This window comes from Persicobacter diffluens, assembly GCF_036244895.1.
GTDB classification, from domain to species: domain Bacteria; phylum Bacteroidota; class Bacteroidia; order Cytophagales; family Cyclobacteriaceae; genus Persicobacter; species Persicobacter diffluens.
Genome location: NZ_BQKE01000001.1, coordinates 3,247,794 through 3,271,878 on the forward strand (window position 1 = coordinate 3,247,794; position 24,085 = coordinate 3,271,878).

17 protein-coding genes are annotated in these 24,085 nt (G+C 43.0%); 13 read left to right on the forward strand and 4 right to left on the reverse strand.

The genetic code is table 11. The features are described from left to right. Positions 1-114: 114 nt before the first annotated feature. The gene (locus AAA970_RS13300; RefSeq protein WP_338237475.1) at positions 115-3,402 is read right to left on the reverse strand and encodes a TonB-dependent receptor; all 3,288 of its coding nucleotides are present in this window, start codon (positions 3,400-3,402) and stop codon (positions 115-117) included. A gap of 247 nt (positions 3,403-3,649) precedes the next feature. Between AAA970_RS13300 and rfbC the strand changes: the two genes are divergently transcribed. The 10 genes from rfbC (at position 3,650) to floA (ending at position 14,051) form a co-directional block, all read left to right on the forward strand. Beyond that, complete coding sequence (gene rfbC / locus AAA970_RS13305) at positions 3,650-4,204, forward strand: dTDP-4-dehydrorhamnose 3,5-epimerase (protein WP_053406696.1); 555 nt, start codon at positions 3,650-3,652, stop codon at positions 4,202-4,204. A gap of 140 nt (positions 4,205-4,344) precedes the next feature. Continuing rightward, on the forward strand, positions 4,345-5,316 hold the full coding sequence (locus AAA970_RS13310) for an NAD-dependent epimerase/dehydratase family protein (RefSeq protein ID WP_338237476.1): 972 nt from the start codon (positions 4,345-4,347) through the stop codon (positions 5,314-5,316). Between the two features lie 175 nt (positions 5,317-5,491). Further along, positions 5,492-6,901, forward strand: a complete 1,410-nt coding sequence (locus tag AAA970_RS13315) for a tetratricopeptide repeat protein (protein WP_053406694.1) — start codon at positions 5,492-5,494, stop codon at positions 6,899-6,901. Beyond that, positions 6,898-7,683, forward strand: a complete 786-nt coding sequence (locus AAA970_RS13320) for a phosphosulfolactate synthase (protein ID WP_053406693.1) — start codon at positions 6,898-6,900, stop codon at positions 7,681-7,683. The genes AAA970_RS13315 and AAA970_RS13320 overlap by 4 nt, the downstream gene beginning before the upstream one ends. A gap of 348 nt (positions 7,684-8,031) precedes the next feature. Next, a complete protein-coding gene (locus tag AAA970_RS13325) occupies positions 8,032-8,952 on the forward strand; it encodes a polyprenyl-phosphate transporter (protein ID WP_338237477.1) in 921 nt (306 codons plus the stop codon). 16 nt (positions 8,953-8,968) lie between these two features. Next, on the forward strand, positions 8,969-9,739 hold the full coding sequence (locus tag AAA970_RS13330) for a shikimate dehydrogenase family protein (protein WP_338237478.1): 771 nt from the start codon (positions 8,969-8,971) through the stop codon (positions 9,737-9,739). Positions 9,740-9,805: 66 nt separating this feature from the next. Beyond that, positions 9,806-11,824, forward strand: coding sequence for an excinuclease ABC subunit UvrB (gene uvrB / locus AAA970_RS13335; protein WP_053406690.1), 2,019 nt, complete (start codon positions 9,806-9,808; stop codon positions 11,822-11,824). Further along, complete coding sequence (locus tag AAA970_RS13340; RefSeq protein ID WP_338237479.1) at positions 11,821-12,477, forward strand: DNA-3-methyladenine glycosylase family protein; 657 nt, start codon at positions 11,821-11,823, stop codon at positions 12,475-12,477. The genes uvrB and AAA970_RS13340 overlap by 4 nt, the downstream gene beginning before the upstream one ends. Before the next feature lie 133 nt (positions 12,478-12,610). Further along, positions 12,611-13,072 carry an NfeD family protein gene (locus AAA970_RS13345; protein ID WP_338237480.1) on the forward strand — a complete coding sequence of 154 codons (462 nt, stop codon included), beginning with the start codon at positions 12,611-12,613 and terminating at the stop codon, positions 13,070-13,072. A 4-nt stretch (positions 13,073-13,076) separates the two neighbouring features. Further along, the gene (gene floA / locus AAA970_RS13350; RefSeq protein ID WP_338237481.1) at positions 13,077-14,051 is read left to right on the forward strand and encodes a flotillin-like protein FloA; all 975 of its coding nucleotides are present in this window, start codon (positions 13,077-13,079) and stop codon (positions 14,049-14,051) included. Between the two features lie 125 nt (positions 14,052-14,176). On the opposite strand, the gene AAA970_RS13355 is transcribed toward floA, so the two are convergent. Then, the gene (locus AAA970_RS13355; RefSeq protein WP_338237482.1) at positions 14,177-16,036 is read right to left on the reverse strand and encodes a glycosyltransferase; all 1,860 of its coding nucleotides are present in this window, start codon (positions 16,034-16,036) and stop codon (positions 14,177-14,179) included. Between the two features lie 178 nt (positions 16,037-16,214). Here AAA970_RS13355 and AAA970_RS13360 point away from each other — a divergent pair, with 178 nt between their 5' ends. Further along, entirely contained in the window at positions 16,215-16,772 is a 558-nt protein-coding gene (locus AAA970_RS13360) for a 2'-5' RNA ligase family protein (RefSeq protein WP_338237483.1), read from the forward strand. On the opposite strand, the gene AAA970_RS13365 is transcribed toward AAA970_RS13360, so the two are convergent. Further along, complete coding sequence (locus AAA970_RS13365; protein ID WP_338237484.1) at positions 16,769-17,272, reverse strand: DUF6702 family protein; 504 nt, start codon at positions 17,270-17,272, stop codon at positions 16,769-16,771. The two genes, AAA970_RS13360 and AAA970_RS13365, sit on opposite strands and share 4 nt — an antisense overlap. A gap of 137 nt (positions 17,273-17,409) precedes the next feature. Here AAA970_RS13365 and AAA970_RS13370 point away from each other — a divergent pair, with 137 nt between their 5' ends. Further along, positions 17,410-17,997, forward strand: a complete 588-nt coding sequence (locus AAA970_RS13370) for a HupE/UreJ family protein (RefSeq protein WP_053406685.1) — start codon at positions 17,410-17,412, stop codon at positions 17,995-17,997. A gap of 33 nt (positions 17,998-18,030) precedes the next feature. Beyond that, positions 18,031-20,361, forward strand: a complete 2,331-nt coding sequence (locus AAA970_RS13375) for a M1 family metallopeptidase (protein ID WP_420916717.1) — start codon at positions 18,031-18,033, stop codon at positions 20,359-20,361. A gap of 287 nt (positions 20,362-20,648) precedes the next feature. Here AAA970_RS13375 and AAA970_RS13380 read toward each other — a convergent pair whose 3' ends face one another. Then, the gene (locus AAA970_RS13380) at positions 20,649-23,963 is read right to left on the reverse strand and encodes a hypothetical protein (protein WP_053406684.1); all 3,315 of its coding nucleotides are present in this window, start codon (positions 23,961-23,963) and stop codon (positions 20,649-20,651) included. Positions 23,964-24,085 lie beyond the last annotated feature (122 nt).

Here is a 24,085-nt window from a genome sequence, read left to right on the forward strand (position 1 = left end):
AGGATACAAGCACACCCCAAATTTGGGTTAATTGAAAATCAGTATAATCATATCAACAAACTGAAATCAATACACTTTAAGCAACCCACTGAATCTAGCGGTGAATCATTCGTGTTAAAACGTATACCTCACCCCTAACTGTGCCTGCCATCTGGCGCCGTTCACACCCGAATCATCAATATTCCAGATATCTCCTGAAGGCGTATTAAAAATAAACTCAGGACGATCAGTTCCTTCTCCGCCAACATTTCGGATCAGAGGAAATTGATCAAAACTCATGAAATACTTTCTACCCCAATCTTTATTCAGGAAATTAGTGAAGTTGAAAATATCAAACGAAACTGTCAGTTTATGTCTTCTGCCATTATTGGTATTGATGAAGAATTCCTGCGCCAATTTTAAGTCCATAGTAAAGGTAAAAGGCAAGCGGTCCCCATTTCTTTCCACATAATCTCCTCTTCTTTCAGAAAGGTAATCATCGCCACGAATATAGGCATCCAATTGCTCCCACTGCTCTTCAGCAGTGATCGTACGTCCATCCTGCACATAGTCAATCAAATTAATTTCGTCTGCAGATCGGGGAACATAAATCAAATCAGAGGTTGTGGTGGAAGACCCCGGATCATCAAAAGCAATTTGACCTGTACCTCTTTTGGTGGTGCCATCAGTCCCCTGCACGGTGGACCCGCCATAAACATAAGAAAATCGTTTTCCCGATTCAGCATTCCCAAATAGGGAAATGGTGGTCGCCATGCTTTTCAGGTATTCTTTTCGATAAGAAACAAAACCCACAATTCGGTGGCCCGGATCAAAATCAGAAAAAGATAAATCCAGATTATTTTTACCATTAACGTTTTCAGTAAATCTCCACTGGGAAGAGTTTTGGGAGGAAGTACCGTCAGTCAATACTTTACTTTGCCCATAGGTATAAGAGAGACTCCAATCCAAACCAAAAGCGGTACTTTGTTTTATGGTGGCAGAAATATTATAGGAATGCCCTTTACTCGTGTTTTCTCCCAAAATAATATCCGTATAATCAGCGTCTATTCTATTGGCACGATCATAAAACGGGCGCTGATCTCCCGGACCTTCCAAATTACCTGAGGGATTAGGACTCACATTTAAATTTTTATAGACCACATCATTCAGTGTTTTGGTATACATAAACTCTACCGTAGCCACTAAACCAGCAGGTAATTTTTGATCCACCGCAAGGTTGGATCTCCATACCTGGGGCAATTTAAAATCATCACGGAATAAATCCATCTGTCCGGAAGGTTCCGGATTATCGGGAAATGGACCAAATGGCGGCTGCTTACTGATATCGGGATCAAAAAAACGATCATCTGCCGTATAAGTACCCACTGACAAACCGGTATTGGTGTATGCTCCTCCTAACCAAACCAAAGGAATTCTACTGTTAAAAATTCCGGTACCACCGCGCAGCTGAGTGGTTTGATTGCCAAATACATCAAAATTGAAACCTACCCTGGGCGCAAACAAGGGCCGCACTTTAAATAGCTGGCCTGATTTTACGCCATTCACATCCCAACCCGCTGCTGCGATCTGAGGAAGTGTCTCCTGATTAAATTTAGTATTTTCTATAGGGTCATCAGTATAAATGGGAATATCGACCCGTAATCCGGCGGTCACCTTCAACTTATCATTGACTTCAATTTCATCCTGAACATAAAAGCCCAACTGCATCGCATTAAAGTCTGCTGCCGAAGTGGTATTTTCATTGCCTAAAGCCGGTGGGTTTAAAATGGAGTACCCTCTTCTATACTGTACCACCGCGGTAGAATCGGTGTCTCCGGTTAAAAAATCTGCCACAGAGTTATAACTATATTCCCCAAAATTCTGGCGAACGAAAAGATTGAATAACTTATAAAACTCATTATGCGTTCCGATCGTGATGGTATGCCGCCCCTTATAAATACTAAAGTTATCGGTGATCGTAAAAATATCCTGCTCCAACTTATTGGCGGTGGAAAATGGCTCAGAACCAAAAGTAATTCTACCGGCTCCGTCTGTAATTTGTACAGAAGGAAAGGCTCCCCCCAGCCAGGTTCGGTCATCCAATACATGGGTATAACCTAAAATGAGATTATTGGAAAATTTAGAACCGAAGTTACTGTTCAGCTCAATAGCGGTAGAATTTGTAACGGAAGGGAAAGTACGTCCTGCATTGAAATAACTGATACTGGTGTTACTCGAACGGTCAGGCTGCAGCGCCTCTCCTTTGGTGTAAGAATGGCGGGCGGTCAGCTTATGATTGCGATTGATATTATAATCAAATCTCAATAAAAATTTCTCTCCCCGCAGTTCCTGCGTATTGTTTCTGAAATCTCCCGGATCATAGTCGTAACGAGAAATTAAAGCTTGTCGCAAGTCATCCAGGCCAGCGGCATCGGTGTCACCCAGATAGCCGACAGGATTATATGGCTGAGGCGTTTCATCTCTTTGTATCTCTACATTAGCGAAGAAAAACAGCTTATTCTTTATTATCGGGCCGCCCAGTCTGGCGCCATAGGTTTGAGCAGAAAAGTCAGAAAGCTTCTCCCGCTCCACATTGGGGTCATCCGTCGGCGTTTTTCCTGCTATGTTCTGATTCCTGAACAACCAATAAGCCGAACCTTCAAATTGATTTGAACCGGAACGGGTCACCGCATTAATCCCTCCACCGGCGAAGCCACCCTGGCGCACATCATAAGGTGCGATCACCACTTGGAATTGTTCAATGGCATCAATACTAACCGGTGAAATACCGGTCTGCCCACCATTGGTCCCCTGGGAGGAGAGTCCAAAAACGTCATTATTTACTGCTCCGTCAATAAAAATAGCATTATAACGGTTATTAATCCCTGCAATAGATAAGCCGCCATTGTTATCGACTTTCGCTTGTGGGGTCAGGCGGGTAAAATCATTCAGGTCCCTGGCCACTGTTGGTAAGGCTTCAATCTTATCTGAACCAACCACTGTCTGCGCTCCCGTTCGGTTGCCATCAAAATCGTCCTCAGCGGAAGCGGTTACTTCCACCCCCTCCAGCGCCATAACCGATTCGCCCATGGCCACATCCACCTTGAAAGTCTGCCCTAAGGTCAAAAATAAATCAACTTTTAAATAAGCGTCATAACCGACAAAAGAGACCTCCAGTTTATATGGTCCCCCTACGCTCATCCCATTGATACGATAAAATCCATTAAAATCAGTAATACTTCCGTATTCTGCTCCGGTCCTGGTGTCCGTCGCAACAACCGTGGCGCCCGGCAGCGCATCTCCATTTTCATCTGTTACCCGACCATTCATACTCGAGGTAGTCGATCCCTGTCCAAAAGAAAGCGTGACAGCAAAAACGAAGATCAGCAGCACTATAAAATTTTTATAGTATTGGTGATTCATAACTTGTTGGTTTAGTTCGTATGCTAAACAAGTTAAATTGCATTTCGTTGGGATCTAACTCGATTAATTTGCCTCGATAACAAAAACTTTTTATTGAAATAAAGCAAAGAGGTTCAAAAAGTATTCTTTTTCCTATTTTTTTCACTATTACCAACGATCCGCTAAAAAATCCTAAAAACAGTCAAGTAGCAGATCAGTTTGATTTGCTAATCTATTTCCCAATATTTACGACTATAAAAATGATGCAATGAAAGTAATAGAAACAAGTATAGCCGGATTGGTGGAAATCCAACCGGACGTTTTTGGAGATGCCCGGGGGTATTTTTTAGAATCTTATTCGGAAGAAAAGTACATGAATGCCGGAATTAAGGAAAAATTTGTTCAGGACAATCAGTCTTTTTCTACCAAAGGAGTACTCCGGGGATTACACTTTCAGCGCGATCCTCATGCCCAGGGAAAACTGGTGCGTGTAGTCATGGGAAAAGTACTGGATATTGCGGTAGACCTCAGACCGGACTCTTCTACTTTTGGTCAATGGGACTCCTGCATTTTAGATGCCCAAAAACATAATCAGTTCTATGTTCCACCCGGCTTTGCACACGGCTTTCTGGCTTTGGAAGACAGTATTTTTAGCTATAAATGCACCAATGGCTATAATAAAGAGGCGGAAGGCGGCATTATTTACAATGACCCGGAATTAAACATTGATTGGGGCAGTGATTTGATCCAACAGCCCAATATCTCCGATAAAGATAAAATCCTACCAACTTTTGCAGCATACAAAGCCGCGGAAGGGCTATAAAGCCAAAAAGGATATTCACCAGGCCTGAATATCCTTTTTTTTCATGATATTTACGGGATATTTTTCTGACGCATCCTTCCCCTTTCCTTATCGGGATAGGCTCTGCGGGTAATTAAAACGATACAACAACTCCGGATTTTATGGTATTTGTCACCGGCGCTACAGGATTCATCGGCAGCTATATTTGTCGGTCATTATTGCTACACGGACATCAGCTTCGCTGTCTGAAAAGAGCTCAAAGTAATATGAAGCTTTTGGAAGATGTAGCGCATCTGATAGAGTGGGTGGAAGGTGACCTGATGGACCTCCTGTGGCTGGAACAACAGCTGGAAGGAGTTGACAAAATTGTCCATGCCGCGGCCATGGTATCCTTCGGCGATGAAGACCCTTCCGAAATGTACCACACTAATATTCAGGGTACGCACCAACTGGTCAATCTGGCGCTGGAAAAACAAATCAAACAATTTGTTCACATCAGCTCTATAGCCGCCATTGGGAATGCCCCGGAAGGGGAAATTACCGATGAAAGCCACCATTGGGAAGAAAAGTCTGATGGATCATCTGCCTATGCCTTAAGTAAGCAGCGAGCGGAAATGGAGGTATGGAGAGGTGTTTATGAAGGCCTGAATGCCGTCATCGTAAACCCCTCGGTGGTTTTGGGCCCCTGCCCGGCAAATCAAAGTTCCGGTAAATTACTGGCCTATCTCAAAGAAGGCAACCGTTTCTATACCGAGGGAACGATTTCTCTGGTGGATGTCCGGGATGTGGCAGAGGTGGTCCGTTTACTTATGGAAAAGGAAATTTTGGGTGAACGTTTCATTCTTTCTGCTGCCTCTAAGGGCTATCAGGAATTTTTCAAGGAAGTGCGCCAACGCTGGGGCCTGACCATGTCTTTGAAAAAAATTGGCAAAAAAAGACTTACCTCCCTCCGTGCTATAGAAAAGCTTATTGGACTAATTTCCGGTCGACAGGCCAAAATCAGCAAAGACATGATTAGGCAGGTGGGCGAAAGTAATTATTACTCCAGTGACAAAGTCATGGACTTTCTGGACTTTCAGTTCCGTCCCTTAGCGGAAACCCTGGATTGGACTTGCCAATCTTTCGACACCTAATTACCTTGCATCGAAGCGGTTTTATACGCTTCTCCCCCTTAATTCCTTTGATTAGAAATCAATTTTGAGGACATTTGACGAAATCCATTAAATATTTTTCATATAATGGGTTTGGTTATCACCAATTTTCCAATTATTTAGGATCATTGGTGAAATAGTGCACTGAAGGAAAGATATGAAAGAGCCGAATCACAAAAAGAAAGAAAAGCAAGAACTGGCCAATGCCTTTTTGGAAGAAATTTCCGAAGGCAGCATGCCTATGCTTAGTCTTGAGCAATGTGAATTATTGCTGGAGATCTTTGTGGAGAACGCTCATGAGGAAGGATTGAATCATTTGGAAGAAGTATTAATGGAGCAGTTTCCTTTTTCGGAAGAAGCCCAACTAATGCTGGTAGAAATCAAATCCTTCATGCTTCAATACGATGATGCCCTCTCCATTTTAGATCAACGATTAATGATGAGCCCTACCAATGCGGACTTACTGACCGCCAAAGGGGAGATTCTGATCATTACTGAAAAATATGAGCAGGCAGAAGATGCTTTACAACAAGCCTTGCTCTATCACCACGAACCTGCCGAAATCCATTATAATTTGGGTTTGGTTGCGCAGGCCACTCAAAAACCCGAAATCGCCATTGAAAACTTTAACAAGGCGCTGGAAATTGACCCTAATCTGGAAAATGTCTGGTTAGACCTGGGCTATAACCTCGAAATGGTCGACCGACCGGAGGAGGCCATGAGGTGCTACGAGCATTATCTGGATTTAGATCCGTTTTCCGCTACCGCCTGGTTTAATCTTGGCGTGGTGTGTTGTAAGCTTGACCATTTGGATAAAGCGGTAAATGCTTACGATTTTGCCATAACTTTGGAAGACGATTTTGCCTCTGCCCACTTCAACCTGGGCAATGTTTACATGAATTTGGAAAAATTCGACAAGGCGATCCGTTGTTACGAAAAAGTTTTGGAGCTGGAAGGGAGTTCCGGTGAAACTTATTGCTATCTTGGCGCGGCGTATGAGCATCAGGGGCTTACCCGGGAGGCTTCCCGCCATTATAAAAAGTCAGTTAGTTTTGATAAAAATTACGATGACGGCTGGTTTGGCCTGGCTTCCTGTTGTATCAAAACCGACCGTCCTTCGGAGGCAAAACACTTTATTGAAAAAGCCATTGCGCTAACGGAGGACAAGCCCGTTTATTGGATGATTGCGGCGGAAGCCGAACGCATGCTCAATAATTGGGAAAAGGCGGAGCTTTGTTTTGAAAGAGCCCGTTCCATTGGAGGCATTAATGAGGAATTGTATGTGCACTGGTCCATGATGTATTACCAGCGCAATGATTTTTCCAAAGCCTTTGAGAAAGTGTCTGAGGGTATGCAAATACTCGAGAAAAATGCGCGACTGCACTATATTGCAGCCGCTTATTTATTACTCGGACACCAATACGACGAAGCCATCGATTACCTGAAAACCGCTCTTTCGCTGGATCAGGAAAAATTCGATGCCCTTTTGGATTTTTTTCCTTCCAGGAAAACGCAAAAGGCCTTGTTTGAATTTATTAATCAGTATAGAAAAGATCAGATAGAATGAACTACTTTTTGAAGGATCTTCCAGAGAGAACCCAAAAGCCAAGACAGTCTGGTTTTACCATGGTCATGGATAAGGGTCTTTCTTTAAGAGAAGTGGAAGACTTCTTAAGCGTTGCAGGAGCTTACACGGATATCGTTAAGTTGGGGTTTGGAACTTCTGCGGTGACTCCTAATCTTCAGGAAAAAATCAACCTTTATAAGGAAGCAGGAATCCCTACCTATTTTGGTGGAACATTATTTGAAGCCTTTTTGGTTCGCGGACAGTTTGATGACTATATCCGCACCATGCAGAAATTCGGGGTGGAATATGTGGAAGTTTCTGACGGATCCATCGAATTGCCACACGATGTAAAGTGTGAATACATTTCGAGACTGGCACAGGATTTCACTGTGCTTTCTGAAGTAGGGTCCAAAGATGCTGAAAAAATCATTCCTCCTTATAAGTGGATTGAGTTTATGCAGGCGGAATTGGATGCCGGTGCCTGGAAGGTTATTGGAGAAGCGCGTGAAGGTGGCAATGTGGGCTTGTTCCGTTCCTCCGGTGAAGTACGCTCGGGTTTGGTGGAAGAAATTTTGACCAAAATCCCTTCAGAAAAAATTATTTGGGAAGCCCCTAAGAAAGGGCAGCAGGTTTGGTTTATCAAGCTTTGCGGGCCAAATGTAAACCTAGGAAACCTTGCCCCTAATGAGGTAATTCCTTTGGAGACCATTCGCTTAGGATTGAGAGGAGACACCTTCATGGATTTCCTTTCCAACAAAAACATTGAGGAAGCTATCCAGTAATTTATAGCGCCTCCTTACCAAAAGCGAAGATTCTCCGGGGTCTTCGCTTTTTTATTTTTTGATCGACGGCATTTGGGTATATTTAGCCCGAATTAGGCCTGCTTAAATCCTCGTTGAGCTGCAAGGCGGGAAAAATGAAGGAATTTTTCCGATTTCGAGTTTTTGCCAAAGAAGCAGAGGAATGAAGAGAAAGTAAGCCTGCCCGAATTTGGGCTATTAAAAATCAAAGAAAAACACCAATAATGGACTGAAGATAAGCCCTCTGGCTTGATCTGATGAATTTAGCGGTGAATAATTCGGCTTAGGCTGCAAAAAATGGCTTGATCCAAGCAAAGACGATTATTAATCATGAAATCTTATTTCACTTTATTTTTGAAGGGCATGGGCATGGGCGCAGCCGATGTAGTACCGGGTGTTTCCGGCGGAACCATTGCTTTTATTACCGGCATTTACGAAACGCTGATTAATTCCATTAAATCCGTGGATGCCACAGCCATCCGGCTTTTATTTAAATTGGATATAAAAGGCTTCTGGAATCATATCAACGGAACCTTCCTTCTGATACTTTTTGCCGGGATAGCCACTAGTGTCATCTCTTTGGCGAAAGTCATCACCTATCTTTTAGGGAATCACCCAATTCCCATCTGGTCTTTTTTCTTCGGACTAATCATCATCTCCGCCATTCTGGTCAGTAAACAAATCCGGAACTGGAATTGGAAAGTGCTGTTAAGTGGAATTTTGGGCATTTTAACTGCCTACCTGGTAACGGTAGCCACCCCCACCGAAACGCCAGAAGGATATGGGTACATTTTTTTATCCGGAGCCATTGCCATCTGCGCCATGATTTTGCCCGGAATTTCAGGAAGCTTTCTTTTACTGATTTTGGGGAAATATGAATTTATCCTCAACGCCATTAAAGACTTTAAACTGGATGTAATCGCCGTTTTTGGTATGGGATGTATCCTGGGGTTGGGTTTATTCAGCCGATTTATCTCCTGGCTACTGGCCAAATACCATGACCTTGCCGTAGCACTTTTGGCAGGTTTCATGATCGGTTCACTGAACAAAGTATGGCCATGGAAAGCGGTATTATCCTTCCGCACCAATTCTCATGGAGAGCAAGTACCCTTAATTACCAAAAATATTTTACCTTCCACTTATGAGGGCGAACCGCAAACCATCATCGCCATTGCCTGCATATTCGGGGCCATAGCCTTTGTATATGGCCTGGATTATGTCGCTGCTCGTGGAAAAGCTAAATTGAAATAAACCGACCGCATTTTTTATGAAACAATTTGGATTAATCGGCAAAAAACTGACCCATTCTTTCTCTAAAAAGTATTTCACTGAGAAATTTAAAAAAGAGGAAATTGAGGATTGCCAATATGACCTTTTTGAAATTCCGGAAATAGCTGCTCTACCAAAACTCATTCAGGAGACTGCCGGACTGCAGGGCATCAACGTCACCATTCCATATAAAAATGAGGTACTCCCTTTTATGGATCGGCTGGATCAAAGTGCGAAGAAAATTGGAGCGGTAAATGTGGTGAGAATTTTGGAGAACGGTCAGTTGGAAGGGTATAACTCCGACTATTATGGCTTTAAAAATTCCCTTGAAAAATGGCTGGGAGACCAACAATCGGAGATCAAAACCGCATTGGTATTGGGAACTGGTGGAGCTTCCAAAGCCGTAAGGGTTGCACTGGAAGACCTGAGCATCACGGTCAAGATGGTCTCTCGTTCCGCCGAAAATGCCGACCATACTTATACGGAAATTGCTGAAAATCCGCAGATTTTAAAGCAGTGTAAATTGGTGGTCAACACCACTCCGCTGGGCACTTTCCCGAATGAAGCAGAAAAGCCGGATCTGCCCTATGAAGAAATTACCGATCAACATTTTCTTTATGATTTGGTGTATAATCCGGAAATCACCGCCTTTATGCAGGAAGGCCTGAGAAAAGGCGCAAAAGCGAAAAATGGCTATGAAATGCTGGTGCTTCAGGCGGAGAAAAGCTGGGAAATCTGGCAGGCGGAAAAAACCGGGGAAGAAGCGTAAAGGCTGGCTATTTCGGCAAAAAACCGCGATATTATTGAGTACCCTCCAATCAAAATCAACATCCATATGGACTTCAAACTGACTTCGGAATACAAACCCATGGGAGACCAGCCCCAGGCCATTGCGCAATTGGTGGAAGGAATCGAGGGGCAGGAAAAATTTCAAACCCTTCTGGGCGCCACGGGAACAGGTAAAACCTTTACCATGGCCAACGTGATTGCGGAGTCAGGACGTCCGACGCTGGTATTGGCACACAACAAAACACTTGCAGCCCAGCTTTATGGAGAATTCAAGCAATTTTTCCCGGAAAATGCGGTGGAGTATTTCATTTCATATTACGATTACTACCAGCCGGAAGCCTACATCGCTGCCACCAATACCTTCATTGAAAAAGACCTGATGATCAATGAAGAAATTGAAAAGTTGCGTTTAAAAGCCACTTCTCAATTACTCACCGGCCGTCGGGACATCATTGTAGTGGCCTCCGTATCTTGTATTTATGGTATCGGAAATCCGGAGGAATTCGGCAAAAATGTACTTTCCTTTAAAGTGGGAGACAGCGTTCCCCGAAATCAATTCCTTTTTGCTTTGGTGGACATTTTGTACAGCAGGACGGAATCGGACTTTAAAAGAGGAACCTTCCGTGTAAAGGGTGATACGGTGGATTTGTACCTGGCTTATGCCGATTTCGCCTACCGCTTCTATTTTTGGGGAGATGAAATTGAAGCCATACAAACCATTGACCCGGAAACAGGAAGAAAGCTTTCCGACGAGCAGACTACCACCATTTTCCCAGCCAATTTATTCGTAACCGGTAAAGACACCATCCAAACGGCCATTAAGGAAATTCAGGATGATATGGTCAAACAAATCCGTTTCTTTGATGAGGAGGGACGGGTGGAAGAATCCAAAAGAATTCAGGAGCGTACGGAATTTGATCTGGAAATGATCCGCGAACTGGGCTATTGCTCCGGCGTGGAGAACTATTCCCGTTACTTTGATCGAAGAAAGCCGGGGCAACGCCCTTTCTGTTTGCTGGATTATTTCCCGGAGGATTACCTGATCATGATTGATGAAAGCCATGTGACCATCCCACAGGTAAGGGCCATGTATGGGGGAGACCGCGCCAGAAAAGTAAATCTGGTGGATTATGGCTTCCGCCTGCCGGCAGCCATGGACAACCGGCCACTGAAATTTGAAGAATTTGAGGGAATGATCAACCAAATGGTATTCGTTTCCGCCACACCGGCAGATTACGAGCTTCGTAATTCTGAGGGCATCATCGTAGAGCAGATTATCCGCCCGACCGGCTTGCTGGACCCAAAAATTGAGGTACGCCCTTCCATTAATCAGATTGATGATTTGATGGAAGAAATTGACAATCGCATTCAGAAGGATGAAAGGGTTTTGGTAACGACATTGACCAAAAGAATGGCCGAGGAGTTGACCAAGTTCCTGGAAAGAGCCAATGTAAAATGTGCCTATATCCACTCGGAAGTAAAAACCCTGGATCGGGTAGAAATCCTTCGGGATCTTCGCCTGGGAACCTATGATGTATTGGTGGGGGTAAACCTGCTGCGGGAAGGACTGGATTTGCCGGAAGTATCCCTGGTCGCCATTCTGGATGCAGACAAAGAAGGCTTCCTGCGTTCGACCAAATCCCTGATTCAGACCATCGGTCGCGCCGCCCGTAATGCAGACGGTACTGTAATCATGTATGCCGATCGTATCACGGACTCTATGAATACGGCCATGGAAGAAACCAACCGACGTCGCAGTATTCAGGCCGCTTACAATGAGGAGCACGGGATCACGCCTAGAACAGTACGAAAATCCAAAGAAGAAATTCTGGGGCAGACCAAAGTGGCCGACAGCAAAGCAGAGCCTAAAGAATACTATGTCGAAGATCCGGAGCCAACCCTGGCAGCCGATCCTGTACTGCAGTATGCAAAGAAGGAGGACATCGAAAAGATGATCGCCAAAACCCAAAAGGAAATGGAAAAGGCGGCCAAAGACCTCGATTTTATTACCGCAGCCAAATTGCGTGATGAGCTGTTTGCCCTGAAAAAGCAAATGGAATCATGAAATTTGAAATCAAAGCCGAGGCCATAGAGCACCTGCAAAGCATTCCGGAAATGAATTTATTAATGGAATTAGTCCCGGAGATTCCGGAACGGGAAATCGTTCCCGATCCTTTTCTGGGCCTGGTTTTTAATATCATCTACCAACAAGTTTCTTTTGCCGCGGGCAATACGATTTACCACCGCTTTTTACAATTATTTGAGCAGACACCTGATCCAAAGGCCCTTTTAGCGCTGGAATTTGAAGTACTGAGAAGCTGTGGATTATCCAATGCCAAAGCCAAATACTGTCGGGAAATTGCAAAGGCTTTTATCGAAAAACCGGAGCAATTCACTCCGGAATTTTTGCAGCAACTTTCGGATAAAGAAATTCATCACCTTCTCCTGCCCATCAAAGGTGTAGGCCCCTGGACCATCCAAATGTTCCTGATATTTACCCTACAGCGTCAGGACGTTCATTCCTACGGAGACCTGGCCTTAAGGAAAGGCATGCAATGGCTCTTTCAAAGGGAGGAAATGAATCCGGAAATTTTTGAAAAGCTGGCCGCAAAATTCTCTCCTTACAATACAGTGGCGAGCTTCTATTTGTGGGAAATTACCCTCCGCCAATATTTCCGTTTTGACAGCCCCGAGGCTTTATTTAAAGTGCAACCTTAACCAAATCCAATTTATTTTAGTAAATATTGATTTTTCACTAAAATAATAACTCTCCCACCCTAATATCTTACAAAAGCCGCTACTAATATTTACACAAAAGCTTATATTGGGATCATAAATAACAGCTTTTCCTATGTGGTTAATTGGCCTTTTAATTTTTATCGGCATTTTGCTGATCATTGTCGAAATCATCTTTATTCCGGGCACTACTTTCGTGGGAATTATAGGAGTGCTATCCGTGATTGGGGGTGTTTTCATGACCTATAGCGAATTTGGAAGTGATACCGGCCACTGGGTATTATTGGGTACTGGCGTAGCGGGAGGACTATTATCAATCTATGCTTTTCAGTCCAAGCCTTGGTTAAAAATGGCCAATACCGATGCCATTAAAAGCAAAGTCAATACCCGGGATAACCTTGGCCTTTCTGTAGGAGAGCAAGGCGAAGCTGTTTCAGATTTGAAACCGGTAGGTAAAGCACTTTTCGGCGATATGGAAGTGGAAGTCACCACCAAAGGATTATTCCTGGAAGCTGGCCAATCCATTGAAATTATTTCCATTGAAAGCAATAAAATAATCGTACAACCTTTAAGTTAAATTTATGGGCTCATTCGGTCTGGTAGTTCCTATTATTTTAGGAATATTTTTATTATTTCTCTTTCTATACTTTGTTCCTGTTAACCTATGGATCACCGCCCTTTTCTCGGGTGTTCGGATTTCATTGGGAGAATTGGTCGCTATGAGAATTAGAAAGGTACCACCAAGTACCATCGTTAATCCATTGATTACCGCTACTAAAGCGGGATTGAAAATCTCCACCAATGATTTGGAAACCCACTATTTGGCGGGGGGAGATGTTTACAATATTGTCAGAGCATTGATCTCAGCAGACAAGGCCAATATTGGACTGGACTTTCAAAAAGCTACCGCCATCGATTTGGCAGGTCGTGATGTGTTCGAAGCCGTTCAGATTTCTGTAAATCCAAAAGTGATCACTACCCCTAAAGTGGCGGCTGTAGCCGCTGATGGTATTCAGTTGATTGCCACTGCCCGTGTGACGGTACGTGCCAACATCCAGCAATATGTAGGTGGTGCAGGTGAAGATACTATCCTTGCCCGTGTAGGGGAAGGTATTGTAACCTCCATCGGTTCGGCCCAGTCCCACAAAGAGGTATTGGAAAATCCGGATAAAATCTCCAAGCTGGTATTGCAGCGGGGATTGGATGCCGGAACAGCCTTTGAAATCCTGTCGATTGATATCGCCGATGTGGATGTAGGGAAAAACATTGGAGCAACCCTTCAGACAGATCAGGCACAGGCTGACTTGAAAGTAGCGGAAGCAAAAGCCGAGGAAAGAAGAGCAATGGCGGTGGCAGCTGAGCAGGAAATGAAAGCGAAAACGCAGGAAGCGCGTGCAAAAGTAATTGAAGCGGAAACCACCATTCCATTAGCGATGGCCGAAGCTTTCAGAAGCGGAAACATGGGCATTATGGATTACTACAAATTCCAAAATATCCAGGCGGATACGGATATGCGTAAATCCATTTCTGATGATGATGATACTCCTGCAGAATAAGGAGATTCCTAAAAAAATAATAAAGCAGTCTTCTCCGGAAGGCTGCTTTTTTTATCCCGGAATTTCAGCCCATAAAAAAACCGCAGGCTAAATACCCACGGTTCATTTTATATTTTCTAAAAGGACTACATTCCTTTCTTATTTCTGGTAATCGCCAGATTGTGTGCCTTATCGTAATGGTGAATCAGGTTATGCCAATCAAAGAAAGTGGAGTTGTGTTCCGTCTTATTTCGCTGAGAAATACGCTGACGGCGATCCATCTTAATGAATTTGTGTAATTTATAAGCTAACTGATCCGCACCTGCATCAAAGTTCGCATTCTTACGGTCAATTACATAAATCCCTTTTTCTTCATGATCCTGCAGGTTATTCACCACATAGTCACCAAAACCTGCCAAATCAGAAGTCACCGAAGGCACTCCGGAAGCCATCGCCTCCAGTGGCGTATAACCCCATGGCTCATAGTAAGATGGGAATACTCCCAAATGACAACCACGAACGAACTGCCCATATTCCATACCGAACAAAGGACTGGAAGGAGAAATGAAATCCGGGTGATAAACCACCTTCACACGATCATCCTCATGGTTCAACAAATTAGAAGAACGCAGGAAGTTCAGGATCTCATCATTATGATCGTCGTACAAATTGTGGGTCACTACCGATGGCAATCCACCACTTTTCCAGGACTGTAAAGTACGACGGAAACGTAATTTCCAATACTCATCCACAAACTCATTCAGCTCCGGAAGTTTGTGATCATCCGAAGATGCCGCTGCATAGAACAGGCGCTCTCCAATCTGATTCTGAATCATCTTAGTGGTATGGCGTAACTCCTCCATCACCGCACGCGAATGCAATACGTCCGGATTCACCGACTGGTATGGCCGTTTTGTCACAAAAAACATCACCACGTTCACATCACTTTGTTCTTGCTTCAGGCGATAGTTTAATTTCGCCAAAGCTTCCAAAGTGGTATCAAAACCTTTATTCTTATACTCGAATCTACCCGAAGTAAAGAAATAAAGCGTATTATCTAAATCAAAAGTATAGCTTGGGAAGAAATGAGCCATCACAAACTGATGGATTTTCTCCTTATACTCTTTATGTAAATTCTGAAATTCATGCAGGGCAGTAAAACGCTCAATATTCAAGCCGTTCGGGGTAATCTCATCCGGCTTTCTGCCCAACAAATGGATACATTCCTGCCCCGTCACCTCTGATACGGTCGTCAATACATGTGCACCGTGTGCCGCTGCGCGCTCAATCCGAACCTGTGGCTCAATATTGAAATTGATCGCTTCTTTCTCCCAATCAAAGAATGGCAGGTGATGATAAAACTCCTGATCATTGGCCGCCAAATAACGCCCCAACATGGTGGCATGAGTGGTGAAGATCGTTGAGATATTCACGCCTTCATAGCGCAATTCAGGAATTGCAGTGGAAGACATCCACTCATGGAAATGACCGATGATATTTTTGGAGGTCTCTTCCTCTGCTAAAATACTGAAGAAGATTCTGCTCAACTCTCCAAATGCCGCTGACTTATCCAACCAGTCATCCTGTGAAGGCAACGGTATCCCATGATGATCCCAAAGATTGTATTTAATTTCACCCAGACGATCATATACAGAATTGGGATTTACCAAAACCACCTTTGGTTTTCCGGTAACCAACCACTCGCCATAATGTACGTCCAATCCGGACTCTTGCATCCTTTTTACTGCCCGACACACCGCATTGGACTCCTCCAATGGTAGTGGCTCAAAAGCCGCCTGTGCTTGATCATGTACATATGGACCCAACAGGGTATAATTCTCTTCCCACTTTTTAACCATCGTAGGAGCCTTGGAACGGATCACCGTATAAATTCCCCCCACCTGATTACATACCTCCCAAGAAACCTCCACAAGAAGCGTTTTGGAAATGCTACTTTTTGAAATTCTCCTATTGGTTACTTTGTTGGTCCTGTTAAATTTTGACATACAAAAGGTGAAATAATAAGCTGAACTGTTGAAATTTGCTGCAGAAAATTTTTAACGCTTAATTAAACTAAAAAAGTGTTAATTATCGGTAATAATACATGAAAATTCTTCTAACTGCAAACCTTTGCAATATTAGATAATCGCTACTTTTCTTTTCAAACATACAATGCAATAAATCATGAAAAATAAAGAAACTGACCGATTTTTTATCGCCATCGTGCCTGAGGAACCAGTATTTCATGACCTCCATCAGTTTAAGCTGGAGGCGGCAACACATTTTTCAACAAGTGGGGCCCTAAAGTCACCTCCACACCTCACTTTACACATGCCTTTTTTATGGAAAAAGAAAAAATTAAATCAATTAAAAACGACAATTTCCAATTTTGCAAGCCAAGAAACTGGCTTTGAAATTGAATTAAATAATTTCAACCAATTCCCCCCTCGTGTAATTTTTGTAGATGTAAAGCAAAGTATGGAATTGTCCAATTTACAGACTAAGCTGAAAAAAATGATGAAGCGAGAACTCAACCTATTCAATGCCGACTATAAAGAACGTCCTTTCCGCCCACATTTTACTATTGCATTTCGGGATTTAAAAAAGGCTATTTTTCCAGAGGCCTGGAATTTCTTCAAAGAAAAACAATACACACAAACCATTCAGGTTAAATACATTACACTACTCAAACATGATGGAAATGTGTGGGAAGTTTACGAAAAATTTCATTTTGATGGTTAAACCTTACGTAGCGGGAAAGCCACTAATTTTCTCCCGCTATGCAATCGTTCTGACCTCAAACCCACTTCATCCTGAAAATGCACCAGGTTTTGCTGATCATCAAATTCTGAAAAAAGTATGGTATTCTTCACTTCTAAAACTCCCCTGGGCTTAACCTTTTCCACATAGCAATACACCCACAAGGCATCATCCTCAATTTCCATCCCTACAAACCGAATTTCCCGTGCATCTCCTTCCCATTGAATTTTAACATGTTCCAAAAAATAAGCTTCCACCGCTTCCTCTGGAATTCCCATTTCCCAATCCACCTTTAATTGCTGTTCCCTCAAAATGGCATCGGCCAAATCATCCAGAAAAACTTTGCCCTCCATTTCAATTCTTTTCTCTTCCACATCATATTTCATGTCCAACAAACTAATATGATAGGGATGAGCATATACGGGATTACTTAAAGTAACCAATGATAACAAAAAGACGCCGACAATATAAAATTTTCTCATTTTCGGGGATTTGGGTAAAATTTGAACAGCAAAAAGGGTATTTTTTGTAAATTAACAAATTATTGGCTGAGCTAAAGCCACGCTTTTCACTCGCCATACAGACTATATTTTCCTTTTTTTAGACTTCTTTTTTACAAATGAGCACATTTTCTACCTTTTTTGAAATGGGCTGGTTGCACATTTTGGACCTGGATGGATACGACCATTTACTTTTCGTCGTTGCCCTCTGTCTTTCGTTCACAATCAGACAATGGCAAAAAATTCTGGGATTACTAACTGCTTTTACTGTGGGGCACAGTATTTCTCTGGCGCTGGCTACATTTCGCATTGTGAAAGTAAACGGTGACTATGTAGAGTTTTTAATTCCACTCACTATTTTCATTACGGGCGTCACCCACTTATTTCAGTTAAAAAGTGGTACTACCAAAAAATCCGGCTACGGATGGGCCTATGCCGTGATTTTGGCTTTCGGCTTAATCCACGGACTAGGATTTTCCTCCTACCTGCAATCTCTATTGGGCCGTTCACAGGATATTTTCACCCCGCTACTTGCCTTTAATCTGGGCTTAGAAGCCGGTCAGGTGGTGATTGTTATTGCTTATTTCTTACTATTTCAGCTATTTACTTTAATCAATAAAAAATTTTACCACTATTGGAAGCCTACCTGGACGATTGCTATCCTGACCGTCTCGGTGATTTTGATGTATCAGGCCAAATTTTGGTAACCCTTTCTTAACCTTACCTATCTTGCTTTTTTTATGAACAAACGAATTTTGCTTGCGATTGCGTGCTTGTGGCCGATGATCACTTTTGCGCAAGAGGCTTACAGCCCCTACAAAGGCCGTAAGTTCGAGCAGCTGGGCAATGACCTGGCCACGCCAAACCTCTACCGAACTGGATCCGGAGCTCCCGGCCACCAGTATTGGCAACAACGCGCTGACTACAAAATAGCAGTGCACTTGGATGATGAACGACAGCGCATTGATGCACAGGAAACCATCACTTACCACAACCAGTCCCCGGATGCCCTGCAATACCTTTGGTTGCAGCTGGATCAGAACATGAGAAACAAAGACTCGGATTCTTTTAAAATTGCGCCAAGTGAGATTAATGAAAAAATGTCTTCCGGCCAGATCAACCGCTTCATGGGACATGATCAGGATCTGGGCTTTCATATTGAAGAAGTGAAAAATGCTGCGGGCAATGCGCTACCCTACACCATCAACAAAACCATGATGCGTATAGATTTACCTGAGCCTTTGGCTGCTGGTGCTTCTGTTACTTTTGATGTGAAATGGTGGTACAATATCCATGACCGGATGCAATTGGGCGGACGTTCCGGCTATGAGTATTTTCCTAAAGATGAAAATTACCTTTATACCATTTGTCAGTGGTTTCCCAGAATGTGTGTATATGATGATGTGAATGGCTGGCAAAATAAACAATTCCTGGGTTCCGGGGAGTTTGCGCTGACCTTCGGGGATTACGAAGTCGCCATTACCGTTCCGGAAGACCATATCGTTTGTGCGACAGGCGAACTTCAGAATGTGGAAGAAATCCTGAATCCAACACAGTTGAAACGATGGGAAAAAGCTCAAACTGCGGATCGCCCGGTATTGATTGTGACCAAAGATGAGGCCCAAAAAGCAGAAAAGAAACAACTTAAAGGAGAAAAAACCTGGGTTTATAAGGCCGAAAATGTGCGCGACTTTGCTTTTGGTAGTTCCAGAAAATACGTGTGGGATGCCATGGGGGTACAGTTGAACAATAAGAAGGTAATGGCCATGTCTTATTACCCAAAAGAAGCCTATGAGTTATATTATAAATACTCCACAGAAGTAGTGGCTCATACCCTTCGCACCTATTCCAAATATACCATTGACTACCCCTATCCGGTAGCGATTTCCGTCGAAGCAGCTAATGGAATGGAATACCCGATGATTTGCTTCAATTACGGACGTGTGGCCGAGGATGGCACCTATTCAGAAAGAACGAAGTACGGGATGATCTCCGTAATTATCCACGAAGTAGGACATAATTATTTCCCAATGATCATCAATTCCGATGAACGCCAATGGACCTGGATGGATGAGGGATTGAATACTTTCCTTCAATTCTTAACAGAGCAGGAATGGGAGCATGATTATCCTTCAAGAAGAGGGGCTCCGTCCAAAATTGTTCCGTATATGAAAGGCAATCCGGATAATATCGTTCCGGTCATGACCAACTCAGAACAATTGAAGCAATTTGGCTCCAACGCTTACGCCAAAGTCGCTACAGCACTTAATATTTTAAGAGAAACGGTAATGGGCCGGGAGCTTTTTGATTACGCTTTCAAAACTTATGCGGAAAGATGGGCTTTCAAACATCCAACGCCGGAGGATTTCTTCAGAACGATGGAGGATGCCTCAGCCGTGGATTTGGACTGGTTCTGGAAAGGCTGGTTCTATTCGACTGATCATGTGGATATCTCTTTGGAAAATGTACAGTGGTATAAGTTGAATACAAAAAATCCGGATGTAGAGAACCCAATTGCAAAAGCGAAGGCAGAAAAAAGAGAGAAAAGTATCAGCAAAGAGCGAAATAAGCAATTGACTACCCGGGTGGATGATGAGCGTCCGGATCTTCGTGATTTCTATAACTCCTACGATCCCTACAAAACGACCGACGAACAGCGAAAAGCTTATAAAACCTTTATTACCAAACTTTCTGAAAAGGACAAAGCATTATTAAATAGCGACTTGAATTTCTATCAATTGGATTTTAAAAATGTGGGAGGATTGGTAATGCCCATCATTTTACAATTTGACTTTGAGGATGGTAGTCATGAAACTGCTTTTATTCCCGCTGAAATTTGGAGAAAAAACGAAGAGGAGGTTAGCAAAGTATTTGCCTTTGAAAAAGAAGTCACCAATATTATTCTGGACCCCATGCTGGAAACTGCAGATACCGACCTGAATAATAATTACTTCCCTCGACAAAGCATCCCTTCGAGGTTCGAACTATTCGAAAGAAGTAAAGCCGCAAGGGGCGCTTCCTACGGCAGTAACCCTATGCAGAAAGCAAAGAAGGCGAAAGCCTCTAAATAACCCGGATTAGTTATGCTTAAATCCTCGTTTAGCTGCAAGGCGGAAAAAATGAAGGAATAGTTCCCTATTTCAACTTTATTTCAACGAGGCAGGTGAATGAGGAGAAAGCAAACTTGCCCCAATTTGGGCTATAATAAATCAAAGAAAATAAATTATAACGGCCTGTAATTTAATTACTTCCATCTGGTTGATAAATTTGGAGGTGAATAATTCGGGATAACAATACCGTTTGAAAGCAAAACGCCGATCAGGATTTCTGATCGGCGTTTTTTTGTGCTATTTATTTTTTAGAAATCGTATCCAATGGAGATGGACAACCTCGGACGTTTACGTTCGTAATCTTCGGTGGCCCAGGCCAGATCCAGTCGGGTGAAGAAACCCAGCAGCGGCGCTCTCATGCCCACACCGTAACTGTAAAGCCAGGGGTTTTTAAAGTTATTAATTCTGGCCACAAAAGGCCCGCCCTCTATTACATCAGTATTGATATTATTTTCGCGGGCAAAAGCGGAGGGACCGGTCCAGGCAGAACCAATATCAAAGAAGCCAACAAACTGGAGATTTCTCAAGAAATTGGAAGATATCGGTTCGCGGGACAAATAACGAATCAAGGGCACCCTTAATTCAATATTTCCCAATAAGGCATTTGTTCCACTAAACGTATTGTAATTAAATCCGCGCAAATCGGTTACATACTCCGCAAAAAGAATATCAGAATTATTAAAATCATTTTCAAAGTACAGTGGATCTCCCGGCTCAGCGCTCTGCCCATCATTTTCCGTTTGATTAAACAGCCAATTGTTTACGCCACCTAATAAGAACTGCTTGGCGCCATCCCCGAAAAACCGGCCATAATACAATCTGGTCGCCACCACAATTTCTTTATGAATGGGCAAATAATGTCGGATATCCATGGACAACTTCCCGAAACTCTCCAAATCACCCATGGTAGCGAATTGATATTCTATTCCGGCATTGGCTCGAAAGCCCGTCCTCAAATTCAAGCCCTGACTGGTGGTATTATCAAAAACATACTGCCCTTTGATACCAGAATACAATCCTTCGGGATTTCCTACAGGATTAATAGGTGGATTTACCAAATTATCAATATTTTTATCCACCCAGACGGTATGCGTCAGCATGGGGGTTAAAGAAACTCTGGAACTAATACTCACCGGCAGGGAAACGGAAGCTTCCAACTTATTCATTTTATATTGCTGCTCCTCAAACTGCTGCGTGGTCATGTTTAACACCCTACGGTCATAACGAATCCTGTAATCTAAAAAGCCTTTAAGGTATTCATATTCTCCAAAGAAAGTTCCGGAACGGAAATCAGTCGCCATTACAAATCCCCCATAAAAGCGATGATCCTCCAATAAGTCGGTCATTTCGGCTTCCATCTGAATACCAAAGCCCATCAAGGGGTCAATCACAAATGAGGTCACCAAATTATTCATCCTAAAGTAGGTCTCATAATCATCCGGCCCCATGACCTGGGAGTCTCGGCGCATGAGTCTGTAGCGTGTAAGGAAAGATTCTCTTTTCTTATTTGCCGGCGTTTTCGTAGAAGAAAACTGATAATTATCCGTGTTTACCAAATTAGGATCATCAGAAATCAGACTTTCCGTAGCCAGCCCTTCCGGGTCCAAATCCTTTAGAGGAGGCTGATCAAAATCTTTTCCAATGGTATTGGCTATGGAATCCAAAAATAAAGAACCCGGAGAACGAAGGGTTTCATTAAATTTACGCAACTCATTTTCCACCCTTTCCAGGGAATCCTGCAAAGCCTGCTTTTTTCTTTTCTCCATTCGGTCTTTGACCGCCTTCGCATTTAGAAGTTGTCTTCTGCCGGTGGCAAGTGTAAAAATACTTCTGTTCAATGGCGCATTAGGCTCATAATAGATAAAATCCTTATCCGACTTACGGGCGGTATACACCATAGCGTTATCCGGGCCAATATCATAATCCCGAATACTTACTGCGTAATTACTTACCTGCTGATACAAGCGGTTTTCAAGATCATACCGATAAAGATTATATATACCCTGCTGATTACTCAAATAATAGAAGTACTGTTCATCAACAGGCACTGGTTTAATATTATAGCCAATATTATTGGTAACCCGTGTTAGGACCGTTCTGGTCGTATCCAGATTATAAAGGAAAATATTATAGGTTTCTGGTAAATCCTTAAGTTTATTATCCTTCACACCAAGAGTGTCTGATATACGGTTAGATGCAAAAACTACCGTATTGGTATTAGGAATAAAGCGAGGCTCAATGTCATCAAAAATATCCTTAGTCAATAACCTCGTAGTAAAACGTTTCAGGGAGACTAAAAACAGACCATTTCTACCTTTTCGATCTGCAGCAATGATCCCGACATTACTATCTCTTTTAATATCAAAAGAAGTAATATTATTCACCCGACCCAAGGGGCGTTCTAAAAAGGATTTGGAAGAAAATTCGTACATCTGCAAATAGCTTTGCTCCTTTTTCCGGTAAATGATGCCCAGCGTATTATCATCCTTCCAGCTGATCAGTGGTAAATATTCTCCCGGCCTGTGGTTAACTTCTTTATAACCTGCCTTAATAATTGTTTTTACCTTTCCACTGGCAATCTCTTCTACCTCCACACTGAACTTACCGGAATTATCCACCGCATAAGCAATACGGGTACCGTCCGGACTAATACGCATTTTACCATAGGCACGTCCCTTTTTATTTTTATCAAACAGCAGAAACTGATCCTGTGGCATTTGGTAAGAGTTGCCTATATTGGCTGACATGTCCTTGTAAAAACGTTGCCACTCTGAAATAAATTCCGGATAAGAAATCCCGAGGGTGCTCACAATGGAACGTTCCTCATTATGAATGATGCGGGTTAAGTTCAGAATATTGGATAAATTGGCTCTTCCGTATCGCTGCACAATAAAATTCCAGATGGATTGCCCCAGAAGCTGCGCCTCCTCCCCGGAATAGCTGTTTACCCTTCTAAAATCTTCAGAAATGATTAATTCCCGAACGAAATCATCCATTTCCACCGACCAACCCTCGGCAATATAAGCGGAAGCTCCCGTAACAAACCAGGTGGGTAAATTCAACAAATAGGTACTCTGAAACATATCCGCCAAAGATCCGCCGAACATCATGTCCTCCACTAAAAGCTTGGCGACATGAAATAAAAGCGTTTCGCGATACAGGGACATGGTGCCCGGGTAGGCTAATTCCACATGAGATTTAGTGAAATTGGTTTGCCCTCCAATCGAGTAGTAATTTCCACTAAGCCCTACATTGCTTTGCCCTAATTCCTCCTCTGAATTGTAGAGGAAAATTTTAACCTTGGAATAAGGGGAATAACCGATAAGGTCGGTCATGCGGTCAAACTCTTCCTCGAGGTATTCAATGCCTAACTTGGCAAATTGCTGTCCGCCTTCATAATAATAAATATCGAAATTATCTGTGCTGTAGTATTTCCAGTCTTTCACCTGATACTGAATTCGGTTTTGGCCAAATTCATCACGTAAAGCCTGTGCAGAAACCCGGAAAAAAGGGGTGAGGCAAAATAGAAATAGTATACCTAATAGTAATAAGCGTTGGAGCATAGGTGTTCAGTAGGTTATTAGCAAAAGTGGAGAGAGTCCTCCCCAACCGGCAATAATATTTAGAGATTTATTAGGGGCAATCCACTGCCCATGCCCATCGACTTCTTTTGCACCTAAGTTTC

Excerpts from the sequence above, each read along its gene's own strand:
- AAA970_RS13380 (WP_053406684.1), bottom strand. The coding sequence starts at position 23,963 with ATGCTCCAACGCTTATTACTATTAGGTATACTATTTCTATTTTGCCTC.
- AAA970_RS13365 (WP_338237484.1), bottom strand. The coding sequence starts at position 17,272 with ATGAGAAAATTTTATATTGTCGGCGTCTTTTTGTTATCATTGGTTACT.
- AAA970_RS13370 (WP_053406685.1), top strand. The coding sequence starts at position 17,410 with ATGAGCACATTTTCTACCTTTTTTGAAATGGGCTGGTTGCACATTTTG.
- AAA970_RS13340 (WP_338237479.1), top strand. The coding sequence starts at position 11,821 with ATGAAATTTGAAATCAAAGCCGAGGCCATAGAGCACCTGCAAAGCATT.
- AAA970_RS13330 (WP_338237478.1), top strand. The coding sequence starts at position 8,969 with ATGAAACAATTTGGATTAATCGGCAAAAAACTGACCCATTCTTTCTCT.
- AAA970_RS13300 (WP_338237475.1), bottom strand. The coding sequence starts at position 3,402 with ATGAATCACCAATACTATAAAAATTTTATAGTGCTGCTGATCTTCGTT.
- AAA970_RS13320 (WP_053406693.1), top strand. The coding sequence starts at position 6,898 with ATGAACTACTTTTTGAAGGATCTTCCAGAGAGAACCCAAAAGCCAAGA.
- rfbC (WP_053406696.1), top strand. The coding sequence starts at position 3,650 with ATGAAAGTAATAGAAACAAGTATAGCCGGATTGGTGGAAATCCAACCG.
- AAA970_RS13355 (WP_338237482.1), bottom strand. The coding sequence starts at position 16,036 with ATGTCAAAATTTAACAGGACCAACAAAGTAACCAATAGGAGAATTTCA.
- AAA970_RS13315 (WP_053406694.1), top strand. The coding sequence starts at position 5,492 with ATGAAAGAGCCGAATCACAAAAAGAAAGAAAAGCAAGAACTGGCCAAT.
- AAA970_RS13375 (WP_420916717.1), top strand. The coding sequence starts at position 18,031 with ATGAACAAACGAATTTTGCTTGCGATTGCGTGCTTGTGGCCGATGATC.
- AAA970_RS13360 (WP_338237483.1), top strand. The coding sequence starts at position 16,215 with ATGAAAAATAAAGAAACTGACCGATTTTTTATCGCCATCGTGCCTGAG.
- AAA970_RS13345 (WP_338237480.1), top strand. The coding sequence starts at position 12,611 with ATGTGGTTAATTGGCCTTTTAATTTTTATCGGCATTTTGCTGATCATT.
- uvrB (WP_053406690.1), top strand. The coding sequence starts at position 9,806 with ATGGACTTCAAACTGACTTCGGAATACAAACCCATGGGAGACCAGCCC.
- floA (WP_338237481.1), top strand. The coding sequence starts at position 13,077 with ATGGGCTCATTCGGTCTGGTAGTTCCTATTATTTTAGGAATATTTTTA.
- AAA970_RS13325 (WP_338237477.1), top strand. The coding sequence starts at position 8,032 with ATGAAATCTTATTTCACTTTATTTTTGAAGGGCATGGGCATGGGCGCA.
- AAA970_RS13310 (WP_338237476.1), top strand. The coding sequence starts at position 4,345 with ATGGTATTTGTCACCGGCGCTACAGGATTCATCGGCAGCTATATTTGT.